Raw genomic sequence first — 15,099 nt, forward strand, 5'->3', positions numbered from 1 at the left:
GAATTAAGAGATTGGCTAATAAATAAACCTGATCCATACAGATCAGGCCTCTTTCATCGCTGTATTCATTTTAAGTATAGTTCAGGGTGCTGCTTCATATCCACCGTAAACTGCTTCAGCCCCTCACGCCAATGAGGCAAATCTTGTAGTTGGTTTAGGCGGATAGCCAGATGATCCATCGTTGAATTGGCTGGACGCGGAGCGGGTCGTGGAAACTCTGCCGTCGTGCAAGGTTTCAGCTCAGCCGTTATCTCTAGTCCCAATTGTTCACGGGCCTCTTCAAGAATAGCCTCGGTAAACTCATACCAAGTACAAGACCCACTGTTGGATGCATGATATACACCGTATTTTTCAGTGGAAATTAAGTTTATCAAGAACTGCGCCAGATCTACCGTGTATGTCGGCGAACCTTTTTGGTCGTTAACCACTTTTAACAGCGGTTTTTCTTGTCCTAGACGAAGCATCGTTTTTACAAAGTTGTTGCCGTGAAGCCCGAAAACCCAAGATGTTCTTACAATAAACCACTTGGAACAGAAGTCCCGAATCATTTGCTCGCCTGCGAGCTTGGAGCGGCCATAAATCGTTTGTGGGTTGGTGTCGTCGTACTCAACATAAGCTGTCTCACTAGTACCATTAAAAACATAATCCGTGCTGATATAAACTACGGTGGCACCGATTTTTTCGGCGGATACTGCGATATTTCTCGTACCTATTGCATTCACAAGATACACACCATCTGTATCGCTTTCGGCTGCATCCACTGCCGTATAAGCCGCACAATGAATGATAATATCCGGATTATGGGCGGAAATAACCTGTCCGCATTGCTCCATATTGGTAATATCCAGCTCTGCTCTCCCGCAGCCGACTACCTCATGTCCAGCTTCAGTTAGTGAATGTGTTACATCCTTCCCCAACTGACCGTTTGCCCCGGTTACGAGTACCTTCATTTAACTTCACCCAACCGCTTGCCGTACTGCTGGGTCATGTATTCCCGGTAAGCACCAGACTGGATACGCGTCCACCATTCCTTATGATTCAAGTACCATTGAATCGTTTCTTTAATACCTGTCTCGAAGTTATGCTTTGGCTTCCAGCCCAGCTCATTCATGATTTTTGTAGGATCAATGCCATAACGTCGGTCATGGCCTGGACGGTCTGTCACGTAAGTGATCAGTGACTCCGGTTTGCCAAGCTCCCTCAGGATTGTTTGCACAATATGCAGATTGGTCCGCTCGTTGTTGCCCCCGATATTATAAACCTCACCTATTTTTCCCTGGTGAATAACCAGATCGATCGCACTGCAATGATCCTCGACATACAGCCAATCGCGAATATTGAGACCATCGCCGTAGACCGGCAGGGATTCATCATTTAGGGCACGAGAAATAATCAGAGGGATCAGCTTCTCAGGGAATTGGTAGGGACCGTAATTATTCGAACAACGGGTAATGTTAACCGAGAGACCAAAGGTCTCATGATAAGCTCTTACGAGCATATCCCCTCCTGCTTTGCTGGCAGAATACGGGCTATTCGGTGCAAGTGGCGTCGTTTCAGAAAACAAACCGGTTTCGCCCAAGGACCCATATACTTCATCCGTGGATACTTGAACAAATTTGGTCACGCCATATTTCTTGGCTGCATCCAGAAGAACCTGTGTACCAAGCACATTAGTGTTCACGAAAATCTCCGGTTCTAGAATGCTGCGATCCACGTGTGACTCTGCCGCGAAATTAACTACAACGTCGATGCCCTGTTGGAAAACTACATCTACTGTTGTTTTATCAGCAATATCTGCTTGGAGAAACGAGTAATTTGGGTGGTGTTGAACGGATTTTAAGTTTTCAAGGTTGCCCGCATACGTAAGTGCATCCATGTTGATGATCTGGTAATTCGGATGCTGCTGAATCATATATAAAATAAAGTTACTGCCTATAAAACCGGCACCGCCGGTAACAAGAAGTTTCATCCTCACTGCCCCCTAGTCAAAATTCATCTCTGCGTCTTTCAGCAGCGGGTGCCGCTGGTCTTTGTCCGATAGAATCGGATTCGACGTTGGCCAATCGATCCCCAAAGCCGGATCATTCCATAATATGCCACGGTCATTCTCGGGGGAATAATATTCGTCCACTTTATAGAGAACCCGGGTATTGGGCACCAGTGTACAAAAACCATGAGCAAACCCTTTAGGCACAAGCAGCTGGCGATGGTTATGCTCGCTCAAAATGACGCCAATCCACTGACCAAAAGTAGGGGAGCTTTTTCTGATATCTACGATGACATCGTATATTGCACCTATTAAGACACGTATGAGTTTGGTTTGAGCCTTAGGGTTGAGCTGATAATGAAGTCCCCGCAGCACCCCAGCTTCAGCGGATAAAGATTGGTTGTCTTGGATGAAGTTATAGGTAATGCCATGTTGTTTAAATTGCGAATCGTTGTAACTCTCCATAAAAAAACCCCGGTGATCGCCGTGGACCACCGGTTCAAGTACAAAAGCGTCTGTGAGTTTTAAAGGAGTTACGTTCATCGTTCAATTCCTCCCTAACTACAGTTTAAGTTTTCCGAAATCATCACCGAATCGAATATCTCTAGCCAACTCATTGGCCCGAGCGAGCGACGCATGCGTTCCCGCATCCGTCCACCAGCCTTGAAGCGTATCAAAGGTAAGCTCTCCTCGTTTAATATATGCATTGTTGACGTCCGTGATTTCCAATTCGCCACGAGCTGACGGTTTCAATGTCTTAATAATATCAAAAACCGTATGATCATACATATATATTCCCGTGACAGCATAATTGGACTTAGGCTGTTCCGGTTTTTCTTCAATGGAAATGATTTGGCTGCCTTGGATTTCCGGAACACCAAAACGGTTAGGATCAAGAACTTCCTTGATTAGGATTTTGGCGCCAGATTGTTGGCTTTGGAAGTTAGCGACATAAGCAGAGATGTCATCCTCAAAAACGTTATCGCCGAGGATGACAGCGATTAGTTCACCACCTGCAAACTGCTCTGCAAGGTTCAATGCTTGAGCAATGCCCCCTGCTTCATCCTGCACTTTATATGTGAAGGAGACCCCCATTTCGCTACCACTACCCAATAGGTTTACGACATCCCCCATATGGTCCTTCCCTGTAACAATGAGTATATCTGTAAGACCCGCTTGACGGAGTTTATGTACAGGGTAGAAGATCATCGGATATGCTCCGACTGGCAGCAGGTGTTTATTGGTGACTTTGGTTAAGGGATAGAGGCGTGAACCTGTTCCGCCGGCTAGGATTATGGCTTTCATATTAACTCCTCTTTGTGGTACTAAACTTAGTATGAATCACCGCATTTACATTCCTGTTACTATTTTTTTTAATCTCCATGCAATCTTTTTCCAAGAAAAATGGTTATCTATATAATCATATGCTTCTTGCGAATAGCCATCTTTTAGCTGTTCATCGTTCATCAATTTGTTAATAGACTGCGGGAAGTCTGGCAAGTCTGTTATTATAAGATGTTCTTTCCTGAAGTCATACCCTCTCGAGCCTACTTCAGTAGATATTACAGGTATTCCATTAGCCATATATTCAGCTATCTTTAAATTCGTTCCAGAACCATTAATCATAGGATTAATGGCCACATCTGCAACAGAGTAAATCAAGCCCTTCATCTCTTCACTGACTATACCGGCAAAAGCAACATTTTCAGGAGGAACTGTCCCTTTAAATGCTTCACATTGCCCTCCCATAATAACAAAATGGCAGTCTGGAAGGTTAGGGGCAAACTTAAGAATTTGTTCAACAGCTTCCAAATTAGGCTTGTGCCAACTCCCAATAAATACAACTATTTTCTCGTTGATTAACCCTAATTGTTCTTTTCTACCCTTTCTCTCTGCTACCGTTAGGTATTGATTGATGGATAGATCAACTCCATTGGGTGCCAGTATAAATTTATTCCTATCAACTCCATTGTATAGTTCTGTAAAAGTATTAATATCTTCGTTAGAACAAGCAAAAACACAATTACTTTGCATAACTGCTTTTTTCTCCAGTTGATACAAATCCTCAAGAAGCTCGTTAGTCATTTTTCCTTTTGGTAGCATTGATTTCTTCAATTGATACTCAACGTTATGAGCATCATAAATTACCACCTTTTCACCTAAAAATGGGTCCATTAAGTGGAGTAAATATGGATGGGAAGCTACGAGAATATCACTTTTGTCTAATACTTCCTTGGCCACATGATGGTACTCTGGCGTAAACTGGGATAACTTTTGCATCGCTATATCAGTAATAGGTATCCCAACCTCTCGTTCAATTTCCCATTCTTTATCCTGATGTTTTTGGCTTTTGGGTATACTTATCTCTGAGAATCCATCTCTCTCAAGCTTATAGTGCTGGCCCTTGTCATTTAAACTCACGATTGTTATATCAAAATCTCTTCTAAGATTGTAATACAGGTTATAGATTCTTAATTGACCTCCATGTTGTTTAGGGAATACAGGGTAAGTTGAAAGAACAGCCATTTTCTTCCTTTTAACAGCATTATTGGGTTCATTATTAACGTCTTGGGTACCTAATAACTTGTCGATTGTATTTGTCCAGGATATTTCACGAACTAATTGAAAAGCTCGTTCTCCCATTTCCATTGAAAGATGCTTATTATTTATTAAGAAGTTCAATTGTTTAGACAAACTTTCAGGGCTAGCATCCGCAATTAAACCAGTTAATTGATGCTGTACGAATTCAGTTGTTCCTCCAGAGTCCTTACAAGTTATTACCGGTTTTTTACAATACATCGCCTCAATTGTTGCCAAGCCGTAATCCTCATCGTAAGGTATATAGACTACTCCTAATGCGTCTTTATACAAGGAAACTAATTTCTCATTATTGATATATCCCAAAAAGGTTATTCGCTTATCATCTTGGGATAGATTTTTAAGTTTCCTTTCTTCTGGTCCTGTCCCGGCTATTATCAGTTTGGCTTCAGGATTGTCCACCAGTTTCATTGCATTTATTATTAAATCAACTCTTTTGGCCCCATCTAATCTACCCACAACTAAAAAATAGTCATACGAACCAGGCTCTAATCCTTCCAACGAGGATGGAGGATAAATAACATCTATGTCTACATTTCTAGGAAAATAATCTTTTCTTGCTTTTACAGTTTCAGATATAGAAGTATATCTCTTTATTCTAGAAGGATGTAATGCCCACTCATCAAGAAAATGGATAATTAATTTGATAAAGGGACCAGGAAATGAAAATAGAGAGTCTGGGAACATGTGTTGTTGATCAAACAGTTTATCTAAGCGGACAAAGAAACCGTCCAGATCATTTCCTAAATTTTGAGCATTATTTGTATAGTCTATTATTTCATTAATAAGATCAAACTTTGTTTTATTCATTTTTGCAGGCAAATTCATAAAATGATAAGTATCAAAAAGGCCTCTAAGATGGTGTGCCATATAAACAACTTGATTATGATGTCTTACCATCCAAGCAGGATATTTAAATGTAATTACCATGTCAAAGTGATCTAGGTTTAAATTATAAAATGTTCTATAGCTATTAATAAGAGACCAAAAACTGTTCTCTTCTGTAGGGATTTTAAAAAGTTCCACTTTATGATTAGTTATTTTGTCGATATTATAATATAGACCTAACATTAATTTTTCTATTCCGCCCACTGCAAATGGTTTAGGACTCGGAGAAACTATAGCTATGTTCATATGTACACCTCCCGCTAAGTAATGACTTTAGAAATTTTATTCATAGCGTTCTCCCAAGAATAAAATCTACTTGTTTCATAGGCGTTTTCACCCATTTTTTTTGCTAGATCTGGATTTGAGATTAATTTAAAAATTGCCTCAGCGAGGGCCTCAGAGTTAGGCTCAACCAAATAACCATTTACCCCATCCTCAATCAACTCAGCGTAGCCACCACCGTCAACACAAGCAATTACTGGCTTTTTAAAACACATTGCCTCTATTGCTGTCAAACCGTAATCTTCTTCATAAGCTGGACAGACCACACATAAGGCATTAGCATATTCCTTAAATAAATCTTTTCTGGACACTCGACCCGTAAATATAATATTGGACTTAAGTTTACCTTTGTAAGACTGCGAAAGCAGGTTCAAGTGTTCATCTGAAAAGAAACCGTTAGACATCTTTTTCCATATAACGTCATCTTCAATAATAATATTTTTAATAGCTGCATAGGAAAGAAGTTGATCTATTTTTTTCAAATCATCAGTACGTCCGCCTTCTCCAATAATTCGACCTTGATACGATGGTAGCTTTTTCATGGCATTAACAAATAACTCCGGACGCTTCGGAAACTCATGTCTACCCACCACTATTGGGGAATCATACTGAGTATGTCCTTTATAATTGTAAATTTCATTATCAATTCCTGCATAAAATAAATCCACATTATTAGACAAATTATTGTATCTGAAAATGCGGTCCTTTATAGTTCTACTACCAGCTAAAATAGTTGTTACTTTAGATAAGGACAAGGAGTCAATTTCCCTTAATATTTCCTGCGCCTTTTTATGGAAAGGCCTCTGAAGGCCCGTCTCCTGTATTAGCTCAGAAAGATCATAGTGAACCTTGCTATGATGGTAAAACAATGCATAGTGACGAGGATGCTGTATCGCAAAAGAGGGAGGCTGCGTGCTAATAACCGCATCATATTTCGACAAATCCATCTTCATATATTCCCAAAAATAATTAATGTATTTAAAAAATTCTGGATTCTTTTCATATTCTTGGGTAGTTACGGAATAAGGAATAGAACTCAGTTCATTCTTTGTAGCATCCAAATATATAATGTCTACCGAATGTCCCTGTCTTTCGAGTTCATCCTTAATATGATTCACTACTACTTCAAAGCCACCTGTAATTTTATAATCCGGCTTAACTATTCCTATTTTCATAATAGTCTCATTCCTTCTACTTCCGAGCTATAATAGCATAATCTTGATCTCCGTACAGCAAATCATTCATTCGATCTATAGAACGATTAAATTCATCAACATTAGATATAGAATCATTCGAAACTTGAATATGCGGTAACGCATTTTCTTTCTCTACACGGCCAGAATATAGAATTGTTGTCTCTCTGAAACCTATAGACTCAGTTAGAAATTGAATAGTTAATGGGTGAACCGGTTTAACATGAGTAGGATCCATATAAAAAGACCTTGTAAAAATGGCTAACGTTTGAGGGTTCGGAGTTTCCATTATCAAGTAACCGTTTGTAGCTAGTTTTCTATGTGCAACTTCAACCAACTTTACTATATCTTCAAAAGGAACATGCTCAATTACCTGCCCAAGAAAAATACCACCGACAGAGTTATCGTCTTGTTCTTTTAGATAAGTTATGGCATCTTTTTTAATAACAGGTAGACCAATGTCCTGGCAATATTCTACCATTTCATCTGTCAAGTCAATTCCTTTTGCTTTAATATTGTGATTAAGAAGAAGCTCTAAAAATTCACCTCTACCACAACCTATATCTATAACATTTTCTTTGTTTTTAAAATACGGTATATATTTAAGTTGTCTATTTCTTATATCCTCCATTGATCCTCTATACCTATTTTCGAAGAGCAGATAATCAAAAGGGCTTACATTATCCACTTCATAACTTTCCCCCTCATTTGCTTCGGGTAATTTAGGTGAACCGGCAATACTTGAACCTTTTTGATTTTTTAATTTTCTTATTCTATAATTCAAAAAGTTTATATCCGCTCTAAACTGTTGTTCGTTATAAAGCATCCTTCCATTAAGCTCATCGAGTTTTGGAAAGATAAACTCATTCACAGTATTCTTATGTTCATTATTTGATACAGTTAACAAGTTGAATTCTTCGTATAGGTTATTTATTTCCTGTTGAATTTTAGATAATATCTCGTTATCTTTGTTCAGTTGATTACTGTTTGATACAGTAAAAGAATTGAATTCTTCGTGTAGATTATTTATTTCTTGTTTGATAAAAGATAATGTCTCTCTATCCTTTTTCAGTTGATAATCGACATCATTTTCAAAATTATATATTTCTGTGTTATTTAAAAGTGTTCTTTGCCTTAATATCTCCCCTTCCACCAAATCTATTCTATCTAATATGTTGGTTTGTCTTGATGTTACTTCTTCGATTTTTGTTTTTGTGACAATTAAAACATTCATTAATTCGTTTAAAGAACGGGTGACCGAAGCATTAAATTCGCTTTGTGTTTTAAAAGTATTTGATACGTACCATCTTAGAAATTTCCTGACAAATTTCTTCCCGAAAATCAGGAATTTTCCAATTACTTTTCTATGTGACGTAATAGGTTGGTCGGCACTTACATTCCATAACCAATTATTTTTTTCTGCCTCCTCTTTAAATCTGGAGAGATCTATCTCAGTGGGGGTTGAAGAAGACCTTTTGTAATTATCATTAGAAATTTCTTCGCCGTTTGAATATTGAATAATCTGCGTCTTTAGAAAGTCCATTAATTGTTCAGTTGTCGTAAACCTTCCATTCATTCAAACTTACCTCCTTTGTGTATCCATTGATGCGGTAAATACGCTACCCCAACCTCTTCTTCATAAGATTTCACATTAAACGTAAGGGCCTTCGTAATATAATCATAGGGAGTCCCATCTTCATGATGACAGGCAACGTCAAGATAATACTCCCCTGCAACTAAGTTAAGATTGCTAATTCTAACTTCCATAATACCTTCTTCGGATAGAACTACCTTTTGATCATCAATAAAAGTGTTAGTACCATAGCAACAATATCCATCCATTTTAAAAATCCCAATCCCAAAAACAGATTTATCTATCTCTGAATGGACTGAATACTTTATACGAATTGTTGCTTCCTTTCCTTTTTCAAAGAAATGCTTTTCTGTCTTAGTTTCATCAAGCATGGTTACCATATTTATTTCTAGCTTTTTATTTCCCCACCTCTCAACATTATCGTTTTTTGCTGAGAGTTCATTTACTTTCTCTAAGGCATCATTTGTATTTTTTTCTGTCTGTGGCTCCTCAGATTCCCTGGTTAAACGCATTTCCTCGCTCTCATTTAAAAAGTCCATATAATTTCTAATTATTTTTCTCGGATCACCATGCTCCACCACACGAGATTCGTGTATCCAATATAATTCATCACACAGCCGTTCCATCACACCATTATCGTGAGAAACAAATACAATAGTTTTACCTTTATTTTTGAAATTTTCAATTTTACTTATGCACTTCTTCTGAAATGCATTATCCCCTACTGCCAAAATTTCATCAATCAATAAAATATCTGGATCAACATGCACAGCAATTGAAAATGCGAGTCGCATATACATTCCTGAAGAATAGGTCCTAACAGGATTTTCTATAAATTGGCCCAGTTCAGCAAACCGTATTATCTCATCAATCCGGCTATCTATTTCTTTTCTTGTTAACCCAAAAATAGACGCGTTCATATAAATATTTTCGCGTCCAGTGAAGTCCATATGAAACCCTGCACCTAATTCAAGTAAACTCGATACACGGCCTACTATCTCAATACCGCCTATATCAGGACGCAAGATTCGAGTCAGAATTTTCAGCATCGTACTTTTACCTGAACCATTTCGGCCAATTAATCCGATCATCTTACCTTTTGGAACCTCAAAGGAAATGTCCCTCAAGACCCACTTTTCTTGATAAACCCCTTTACTCCGATATATAATTCGATCCTTTAAAGTCGCGGGCTTATCTTCAAATATTTTGAATTTTTTTGATACATTTGTGACCTTGATCGCGAATTCTGACATATCCTCCACCCTTTATATTTCCTCAATAAATCTAAATTTAAGTTTCGTAAATACACGTTGCGAAATAAATAATAAAAGAATAGAAAATAAACCTATAAATAATAGAGATTGTAAATCAGGCGTTCGCCCATAGTAAAAAACATCCCTGTAAGAAGCCATAAGTAAGGCAATAGGATTATTATAAAAGAGCCACCTTGCTTCTTCCGGTACTTGACTCAATGGGAATAGTACCCCTGATAAATAAAATAATGCATTAACTATGATAGCTAACATATGCTCCAAATCTCTGAAAAACACGGTTAAAGCTGAAACTAAAAACGTAATCGCTAAGGTTAAAATTACTTGTATTAACAAAATCAATGGTAAATAAACATAATGTACATTCGGATAGTATCCATATATACACAAGGCAGGAATCAAAATTACAAGGCCATATAAATAATTGACAAGTCCCGCCATAACCACAGATATGGGGAGAATTTCATGAGGGAAATATATCTTTTTTATCAAATTACCTGATCCAACTACAATAGAAGAACCACCCAAAATTGAATTAGCAAAAAAGTTCCACGAAAGCAAAGTGCTAAATAAAAATAGTGGATAGTTATCAACCTGCATCCTCACAACTATTGAAAATAAAACAGAATAAACAACTAACATTAATAATGGATTAAGAAACGTCCATAAGAAACCAAACACAGATCCTCTATATCGAGTCCGAAGATCTTTCGAGACCGAATTTTTAAGGAATTCCCGATATTTGTATATATCAACCCAATCTTTAAACATGGCTAACTTCCACCTTAATCGTATCCTTTTAAACTTCCCAACACGTCCTTTGGAAGTGTTAGCTTATTTATGAGGAGATTTATATTTACTAAAACAGCAGACATACTTTCCGATAACTTCACTTCAATAATTCACCAGAGTTTTAAAGAATACTTCTCCAGTAAGTTAAAATGTCGACTAGTGATTCTTCAATTAGGTATTCGGTGTCCCACCCAATCAAATTATTAATTTTTGTTGAATCACCTATATAAATTGGGAATTCAGATGGTCTCATTTTATTGATATCTTGCTGTACATCAATTGATTTGTTAGTGCTCAGGGTTAGCAAATAATCTAAAATGTATCTTATTGGATGAGATTTGCCTGAACATATATTGTATACTTCTCCTGCCCTGCCCTTTTGAATCACTTCTGCATACGCTCGAACTATATCCCGGACATCTGTAAAATCCCTTTGAGCCTCTAAATTTCCAACTGTAATAACAGGCGGTAACTTCTGACTCTCGATTAGAGCTATTTGTCTAGCAAAATCAGATGTAACAAAACCTTGTTTCTGCCCTGGTCCAATATGATTAAATGGTCTTACATGGACGATATGTAGACCAAGTGATGAATAAAGTTTAGCCAGCATATGCTGAGTAACCTTCGATATTCCATATGGATTTGTAGGATTAAGAGGGGCTGTTTCCGAAATTGGGATGTTCTCCTTAGACACAATTCCATATTCCTCTGAAGATCCTACAGAAAGAATTTTAACTGTATCGGAAATATCAGATTGTTTGATGGCATCATAAAACAAAGCAGTCTTAGTAACGTTAGCATCCAGAGTCCTGGACACTTGTGTCCAGGACTTCGCCACCGAACTTTGAGCTGCTAGATGGAAGATTAGATCTGGTTTTATAGTATTCAGCAATTGAACAATGGCTTCTTCTTGATTGAAATCAAGCTGAACCCTGTTTATATGATTTTTCTCGTGATTGACACTTCGACTAGTCCCCCAAACTTCAATCTGCTGGGAGACTAGGTACTCTTCCAAATGCCTACCTACAAAACCGTTAACGCCTGTAATTAAGGCTTTCATAGCTTAACCTCCTTTAGTTGAGGCTTATTTTAGTCTGTTAAGATCACTATCCACCATCATCTTCACCAACTGCTCAAAACCAACTTCTAGTTCCCATCCGAGCTTATTCTTAGCTTTGGAGCAGTCACCTAATAACAAATCAACCTCAGCCGGTCTCACAAACTTCTGGTCAATAACCACATAATCACTCCAGTTAAGACCAACATGACTAAAGGCAATCTCAACTAATTCTTCAACCGTGTGTGTTTCACCTGTAGAAATAACGTAATCTTCTGGTGTTTCCTGTTGAAGCATCAGCCACATTGCTTTTACATAATCTCCGGCAAATCCCCAGTCTCTTTTTGCATCCAAATTCCCCATGCGAAGCTCACTTTGAAGGCCCAACTTAATACGAGCCACTGCATCAGTAACCTTGCGTGTAACAAACTCAACACCACGTCGAGGTGATTCGTGATTAAAGAGAATGCCAGAACAAGCAAACATATTATAGCTTTCTCTATAATTCACTGTGATCCAATGGCCGTATACCTTCGCCACACCATATGGGCTTCTTGGGTAGAACGGAGTTGTCTCTTTTTGTGGGGTTTCAACTACTTTACCAAACATTTCACTGCTAGAAGCTTGATAAAACCTAGCCTCTGGCTTTACAATTCGTACTGCTTCTAACATATTAGTTACTCCCATACCGGTTGCTTGGCCTGTGAGTACGGGTTGATCCCAAGAGGTTGCAACAAAGGATTGCGCTGCTAAGTTATACACTTCATCTGGATTAGATTTTTTCACTGCATTAATAAGAGAGCCCTGATCTAACAAATCACCTTCGATAAATTCGATTTCATTCTTGATGTATTCAATATTTTCAAGAATTGGAACACTCGTTCTTCTTCGTAATCCATAAACTTTATATCCCTTGGAGAGCAGAAGCTCAGCCAAATATGATCCGTCTTGTCCAGTAATGCCTGTAATTAACGCTTTTTTATTCATAGTTTGATAATTCTCCTTTTTATGTTCATTACTAAATATATTTCGATTAGTTTAGAGATACTGCTCTCTTTTTTGGTTTCTTAGTTCCTTTAGTAACAACTTGACCTCCTGAGCTTTATCTTTTGTGCATATAAGAGTTACATCTTCTGTATCTACTATTATTAAGTCCTCAATTCCAAGTGTCGCAATTAACTTACCATTGCTTTCAATAATGCATCGCTTAGTATCTAAATTCAGGATGTTACCTTTAATAACATTACCATCCTCATCAAGATCATTAATACGTTCAAGGGCCGTCCAGCTACCGACATCATCCCATCCAAAAACACAAGGGATCATGTATATATTGCTAACCTTCTCCATAATCCCGTAATCAATAGATTGATCTGGCATTTTAGAAAACTCACTTTTGATAGCTTCATCACGTTCCGGAGAATCAAAAGTAGCCTTCATGGTCTCTAGAACATCATGCATATCAGGCATCAGTTCTTTAATATAATTCCGAATCACGCTAACCTTCCATACAAAAATGCCGCTATTCCAATAATAATTTCCAGATTTAAAATAAGATTGAGCTGTCTCAGCGTCCGGTTTCTCAACAAACTTACTAACTTTTATAATATCTAGATCATTTAATTGCGTGGATTCACCAGAACTTTCAATATAGCCGTATCCAGTTTCTGGATAGGTAGGTTTTATACCTAGTGTAACAAGATTAGACCCCTCTTGAGCAACATCAACAGCAGTTTTGATAATTTTAATAAATCCTTCGTCATTCTTGATAATATGGTCGGATGGAATAACAACCATGGTACTGTCAGGGAATTTTCCTTCGATGACGATAGAGGCCAGCCCAACGCAAGGTGCTGTATTCCGTCCCACTGGTTCGATAATGATATTGCTGTTTGGTAAATGCGGAATTTGAGCCTTTAGAAGTTCTGCATACAACTCATTGGTTACGATGAAAATTTGGCTGATATCTACAAGTTTCTCTAATCTATGTATAGATTGTTGAATCATCGATTTATTACCTGATATATTTAAAAATTGCTTTGGCAAATTGGTCCGACTCTTCGGCCAAAAACGTTCGCCTTTTCCACCAGCCATAATTACACATGTTATTGTCATTTCGTTCCCCCAAATTTCCAGAAGTATATATATTCAAGTCTCTTTTGTATTAATGCACCAATAGCTTTCGGGGAATAATATTCTTTGATAAAAGCCTCCCCTTTACTTGCAACTGAGTTGTAGAAATCGGAATTATTTACCAAGCGTTTCATATAATCACTTGCATGATCAACGTCTGGATCCGCCCAATATTGATAGGCTTTATAAGGGCCATGGTCTTTTCCGACGTTAATAAGTCTATAATTAACTAAACACGAGTTAGTACTATTCATATAGTCGATATTCGAAGACCAATTTGTCCCAATAACCGGCTTCCCGAGATACATGGCCTCTGCAAGCCCTAATCCAAAACCTTCACTTCGATGTAGAGACACAAAGCAGTCTATAACTGAAATCAAGGCATTTATATCATTTCGGCTAATTGTATCTTTAATTAAATAAATATTCTTATGATCACTAGTAAGTTCCAAAAGTTCGTCCAGTTCAGCTTTACCGCTATTATATGAGTTTACTTTCAGTACCAATCCAACTGATCGATCGTAAGGCTCAAAGGCTGCTTTAAACGCTTTAATCACAGCCTTAGGGTTCTTACGTTCTTGATAACTCTTAACATCATACATAGATAAAAACAGGAAGACTCCATCGGGCAGACCAAAGAACTCCCTATTACGAACTTCATTTATACCAACCTGAATGGAGTGCGGCATTTTCACCACAGGAACTGGGCTTTTCAAAGCTATTGAATCTGCCACAAATGTAGAAGGAACCCAGATTTCATCAACAAGCTCAAAAGCCTCTAGCCATTCATCTGGAAAATCCGGTAATTCCCAATGCCAAAAACCGATATTATATCGATTTTGGAACAAGGAATTTCCATATTGAGCGTAGACCTCCATCATTTGTTCGGCATTAATATGAAATAAGTTAATGTTGTATTTAGGTTCTCCAATTTCCTTCGACGACCATGTAAGGTCAGACATTCTAGCACTATTCGTGCCCTTGAAATTAATAATTCCAAAAGGGATACCCGCGGAATCCATACTATTAGCAGCTATTCGACATGATTCTCCAATCCCCATCTCCGCTCGTGAATAGCCCAGTAGATTAACACCCTTTTCCAGGTTATTGCCGTAACTTTGATCTTGACTCTTTTCTAGAGGATAAGCCTTCTTCAAAAGCGCCCTTTTCACTCTTTGCCTAAAGCCAGGAGATAACAAGCGAGTTATAAGGGGCTTTGTTAATACTGCTAACTTATATGTAAATTGATATATTACTCTTTTAATATACAACACCACCGGATAACAAATATACGTAGAACAGGA

13 protein-coding genes are annotated in these 15,099 nt (G+C 37.9%); all 13 read right to left on the minus strand.

What is annotated here, in order from left to right; genetic code table 11:
* Positions 1-65 precede the first annotated feature (65 nt).
* Entirely contained in the window at positions 66-950 is an 885-nt protein-coding gene (gene rfbD, locus AK95_RS09510) for a dTDP-4-dehydrorhamnose reductase (RefSeq protein ID WP_071219738.1), read from the minus strand.
* Positions 947-1,969, minus strand: a complete 1,023-nt coding sequence (gene rfbB / locus AK95_RS09515) for a dTDP-glucose 4,6-dehydratase (RefSeq protein WP_071219739.1) — start codon at positions 1,967-1,969, stop codon at positions 947-949. Before rfbB ends, rfbD begins: the two co-directional genes overlap by 4 nt.
* 12 nt (positions 1,970-1,981) lie before the next feature.
* Positions 1,982-2,530 (minus strand): dTDP-4-dehydrorhamnose 3,5-epimerase, encoded by a 549-nt coding sequence (gene rfbC, locus AK95_RS09520; RefSeq protein WP_071219740.1) that lies wholly within the window; start codon positions 2,528-2,530, stop codon positions 1,982-1,984.
* Between the two features lie 18 nt (positions 2,531-2,548).
* Positions 2,549-3,292 (minus strand): sugar phosphate nucleotidyltransferase, encoded by a 744-nt coding sequence (locus AK95_RS09525; protein ID WP_071219741.1) that lies wholly within the window; start codon positions 3,290-3,292, stop codon positions 2,549-2,551.
* Between the two features lie 45 nt (positions 3,293-3,337).
* Positions 3,338-5,719 carry a glycosyltransferase family 4 protein gene (locus tag AK95_RS09530; RefSeq protein WP_071219742.1) on the minus strand — a complete coding sequence of 794 codons (2,382 nt, stop codon included), beginning with the start codon at positions 5,717-5,719 and terminating at the stop codon, positions 3,338-3,340.
* A 14-nt stretch (positions 5,720-5,733) separates the two neighbouring features.
* Positions 5,734-6,930 (minus strand): glycosyltransferase family 4 protein, encoded by a 1,197-nt coding sequence (locus AK95_RS09535; protein ID WP_071219743.1) that lies wholly within the window; start codon positions 6,928-6,930, stop codon positions 5,734-5,736.
* 16 nt (positions 6,931-6,946) lie between these two features.
* Positions 6,947-8,524: a class I SAM-dependent methyltransferase gene (locus AK95_RS09540; protein ID WP_071219744.1), complete on the minus strand. Its 1,578-nt coding sequence runs from the start codon at positions 8,522-8,524 to the stop codon at positions 6,947-6,949.
* Positions 8,521-9,795: an ABC transporter ATP-binding protein gene (locus AK95_RS09545; protein ID WP_071219823.1), complete on the minus strand. Its 1,275-nt coding sequence runs from the start codon at positions 9,793-9,795 to the stop codon at positions 8,521-8,523. Before AK95_RS09545 ends, AK95_RS09540 begins: the two co-directional genes overlap by 4 nt.
* Positions 9,796-9,807: 12 nt before the next feature.
* Positions 9,808-10,584: an ABC transporter permease gene (locus AK95_RS09550; protein ID WP_071219745.1), complete on the minus strand. Its 777-nt coding sequence runs from the start codon at positions 10,582-10,584 to the stop codon at positions 9,808-9,810.
* A 142-nt stretch (positions 10,585-10,726) separates the two neighbouring features.
* On the minus strand, positions 10,727-11,665 hold the full coding sequence (locus AK95_RS09555) for a GDP-mannose 4,6-dehydratase (RefSeq protein ID WP_071219746.1): 939 nt from the start codon (positions 11,663-11,665) through the stop codon (positions 10,727-10,729).
* Between the two features lie 24 nt (positions 11,666-11,689).
* On the minus strand, positions 11,690-12,649 hold the full coding sequence (gene gmd, locus AK95_RS09560; protein ID WP_071219747.1) for a GDP-mannose 4,6-dehydratase: 960 nt from the start codon (positions 12,647-12,649) through the stop codon (positions 11,690-11,692).
* Between the two features lie 51 nt (positions 12,650-12,700).
* Positions 12,701-13,777 (minus strand): mannose-1-phosphate guanylyltransferase, encoded by a 1,077-nt coding sequence (locus tag AK95_RS09565; RefSeq protein WP_071219748.1) that lies wholly within the window; start codon positions 13,775-13,777, stop codon positions 12,701-12,703.
* On the minus strand, positions 13,774-14,952 hold the full coding sequence (locus AK95_RS09570; protein WP_343225160.1) for a glycosyltransferase: 1,179 nt from the start codon (positions 14,950-14,952) through the stop codon (positions 13,774-13,776). Before AK95_RS09570 ends, AK95_RS09565 begins: the two co-directional genes overlap by 4 nt.
* Positions 14,953-15,099 lie beyond the last annotated feature (147 nt).

The organism is Paenibacillus sp. LC231 (genome assembly GCF_001860525.1).
Classification (GTDB): domain Bacteria; phylum Bacillota; class Bacilli; order Paenibacillales; family Paenibacillaceae; genus Paenibacillus_AQ.

Excerpts from the sequence above, each read along its gene's own strand:
- rfbD (WP_071219738.1), bottom strand. The coding sequence starts at position 950 with ATGAAGGTACTCGTAACCGGGGCAAACGGTCAGTTGGGGAAGGATGTA.
- rfbB (WP_071219739.1), bottom strand. The coding sequence starts at position 1,969 with ATGAAACTTCTTGTTACCGGCGGTGCCGGTTTTATAGGCAGTAACTTT.
- rfbC (WP_071219740.1), bottom strand. The coding sequence starts at position 2,530 with ATGAACGTAACTCCTTTAAAACTCACAGACGCTTTTGTACTTGAACCG.
- AK95_RS09525 (WP_071219741.1), bottom strand. The coding sequence starts at position 3,292 with ATGAAAGCCATAATCCTAGCCGGCGGAACAGGTTCACGCCTCTATCCC.
- AK95_RS09530 (WP_071219742.1), bottom strand. The coding sequence starts at position 5,719 with ATGAACATAGCTATAGTTTCTCCGAGTCCTAAACCATTTGCAGTGGGC.
- AK95_RS09535 (WP_071219743.1), bottom strand. The coding sequence starts at position 6,930 with ATGAAAATAGGAATAGTTAAGCCGGATTATAAAATTACAGGTGGCTTT.
- AK95_RS09540 (WP_071219744.1), bottom strand. The coding sequence starts at position 8,524 with ATGAATGGAAGGTTTACGACAACTGAACAATTAATGGACTTTCTAAAG.
- AK95_RS09545 (WP_071219823.1), bottom strand. The coding sequence starts at position 9,795 with ATGTCAGAATTCGCGATCAAGGTCACAAATGTATCAAAAAAATTCAAA.
- AK95_RS09550 (WP_071219745.1), bottom strand. The coding sequence starts at position 10,584 with ATGTTTAAAGATTGGGTTGATATATACAAATATCGGGAATTCCTTAAA.
- AK95_RS09555 (WP_071219746.1), bottom strand. The coding sequence starts at position 11,665 with ATGAAAGCCTTAATTACAGGCGTTAACGGTTTTGTAGGTAGGCATTTG.
- gmd (WP_071219747.1), bottom strand. The coding sequence starts at position 12,649 with ATGAATAAAAAAGCGTTAATTACAGGCATTACTGGACAAGACGGATCA.
- AK95_RS09565 (WP_071219748.1), bottom strand. The coding sequence starts at position 13,777 with ATGACAATAACATGTGTAATTATGGCTGGTGGAAAAGGCGAACGTTTT.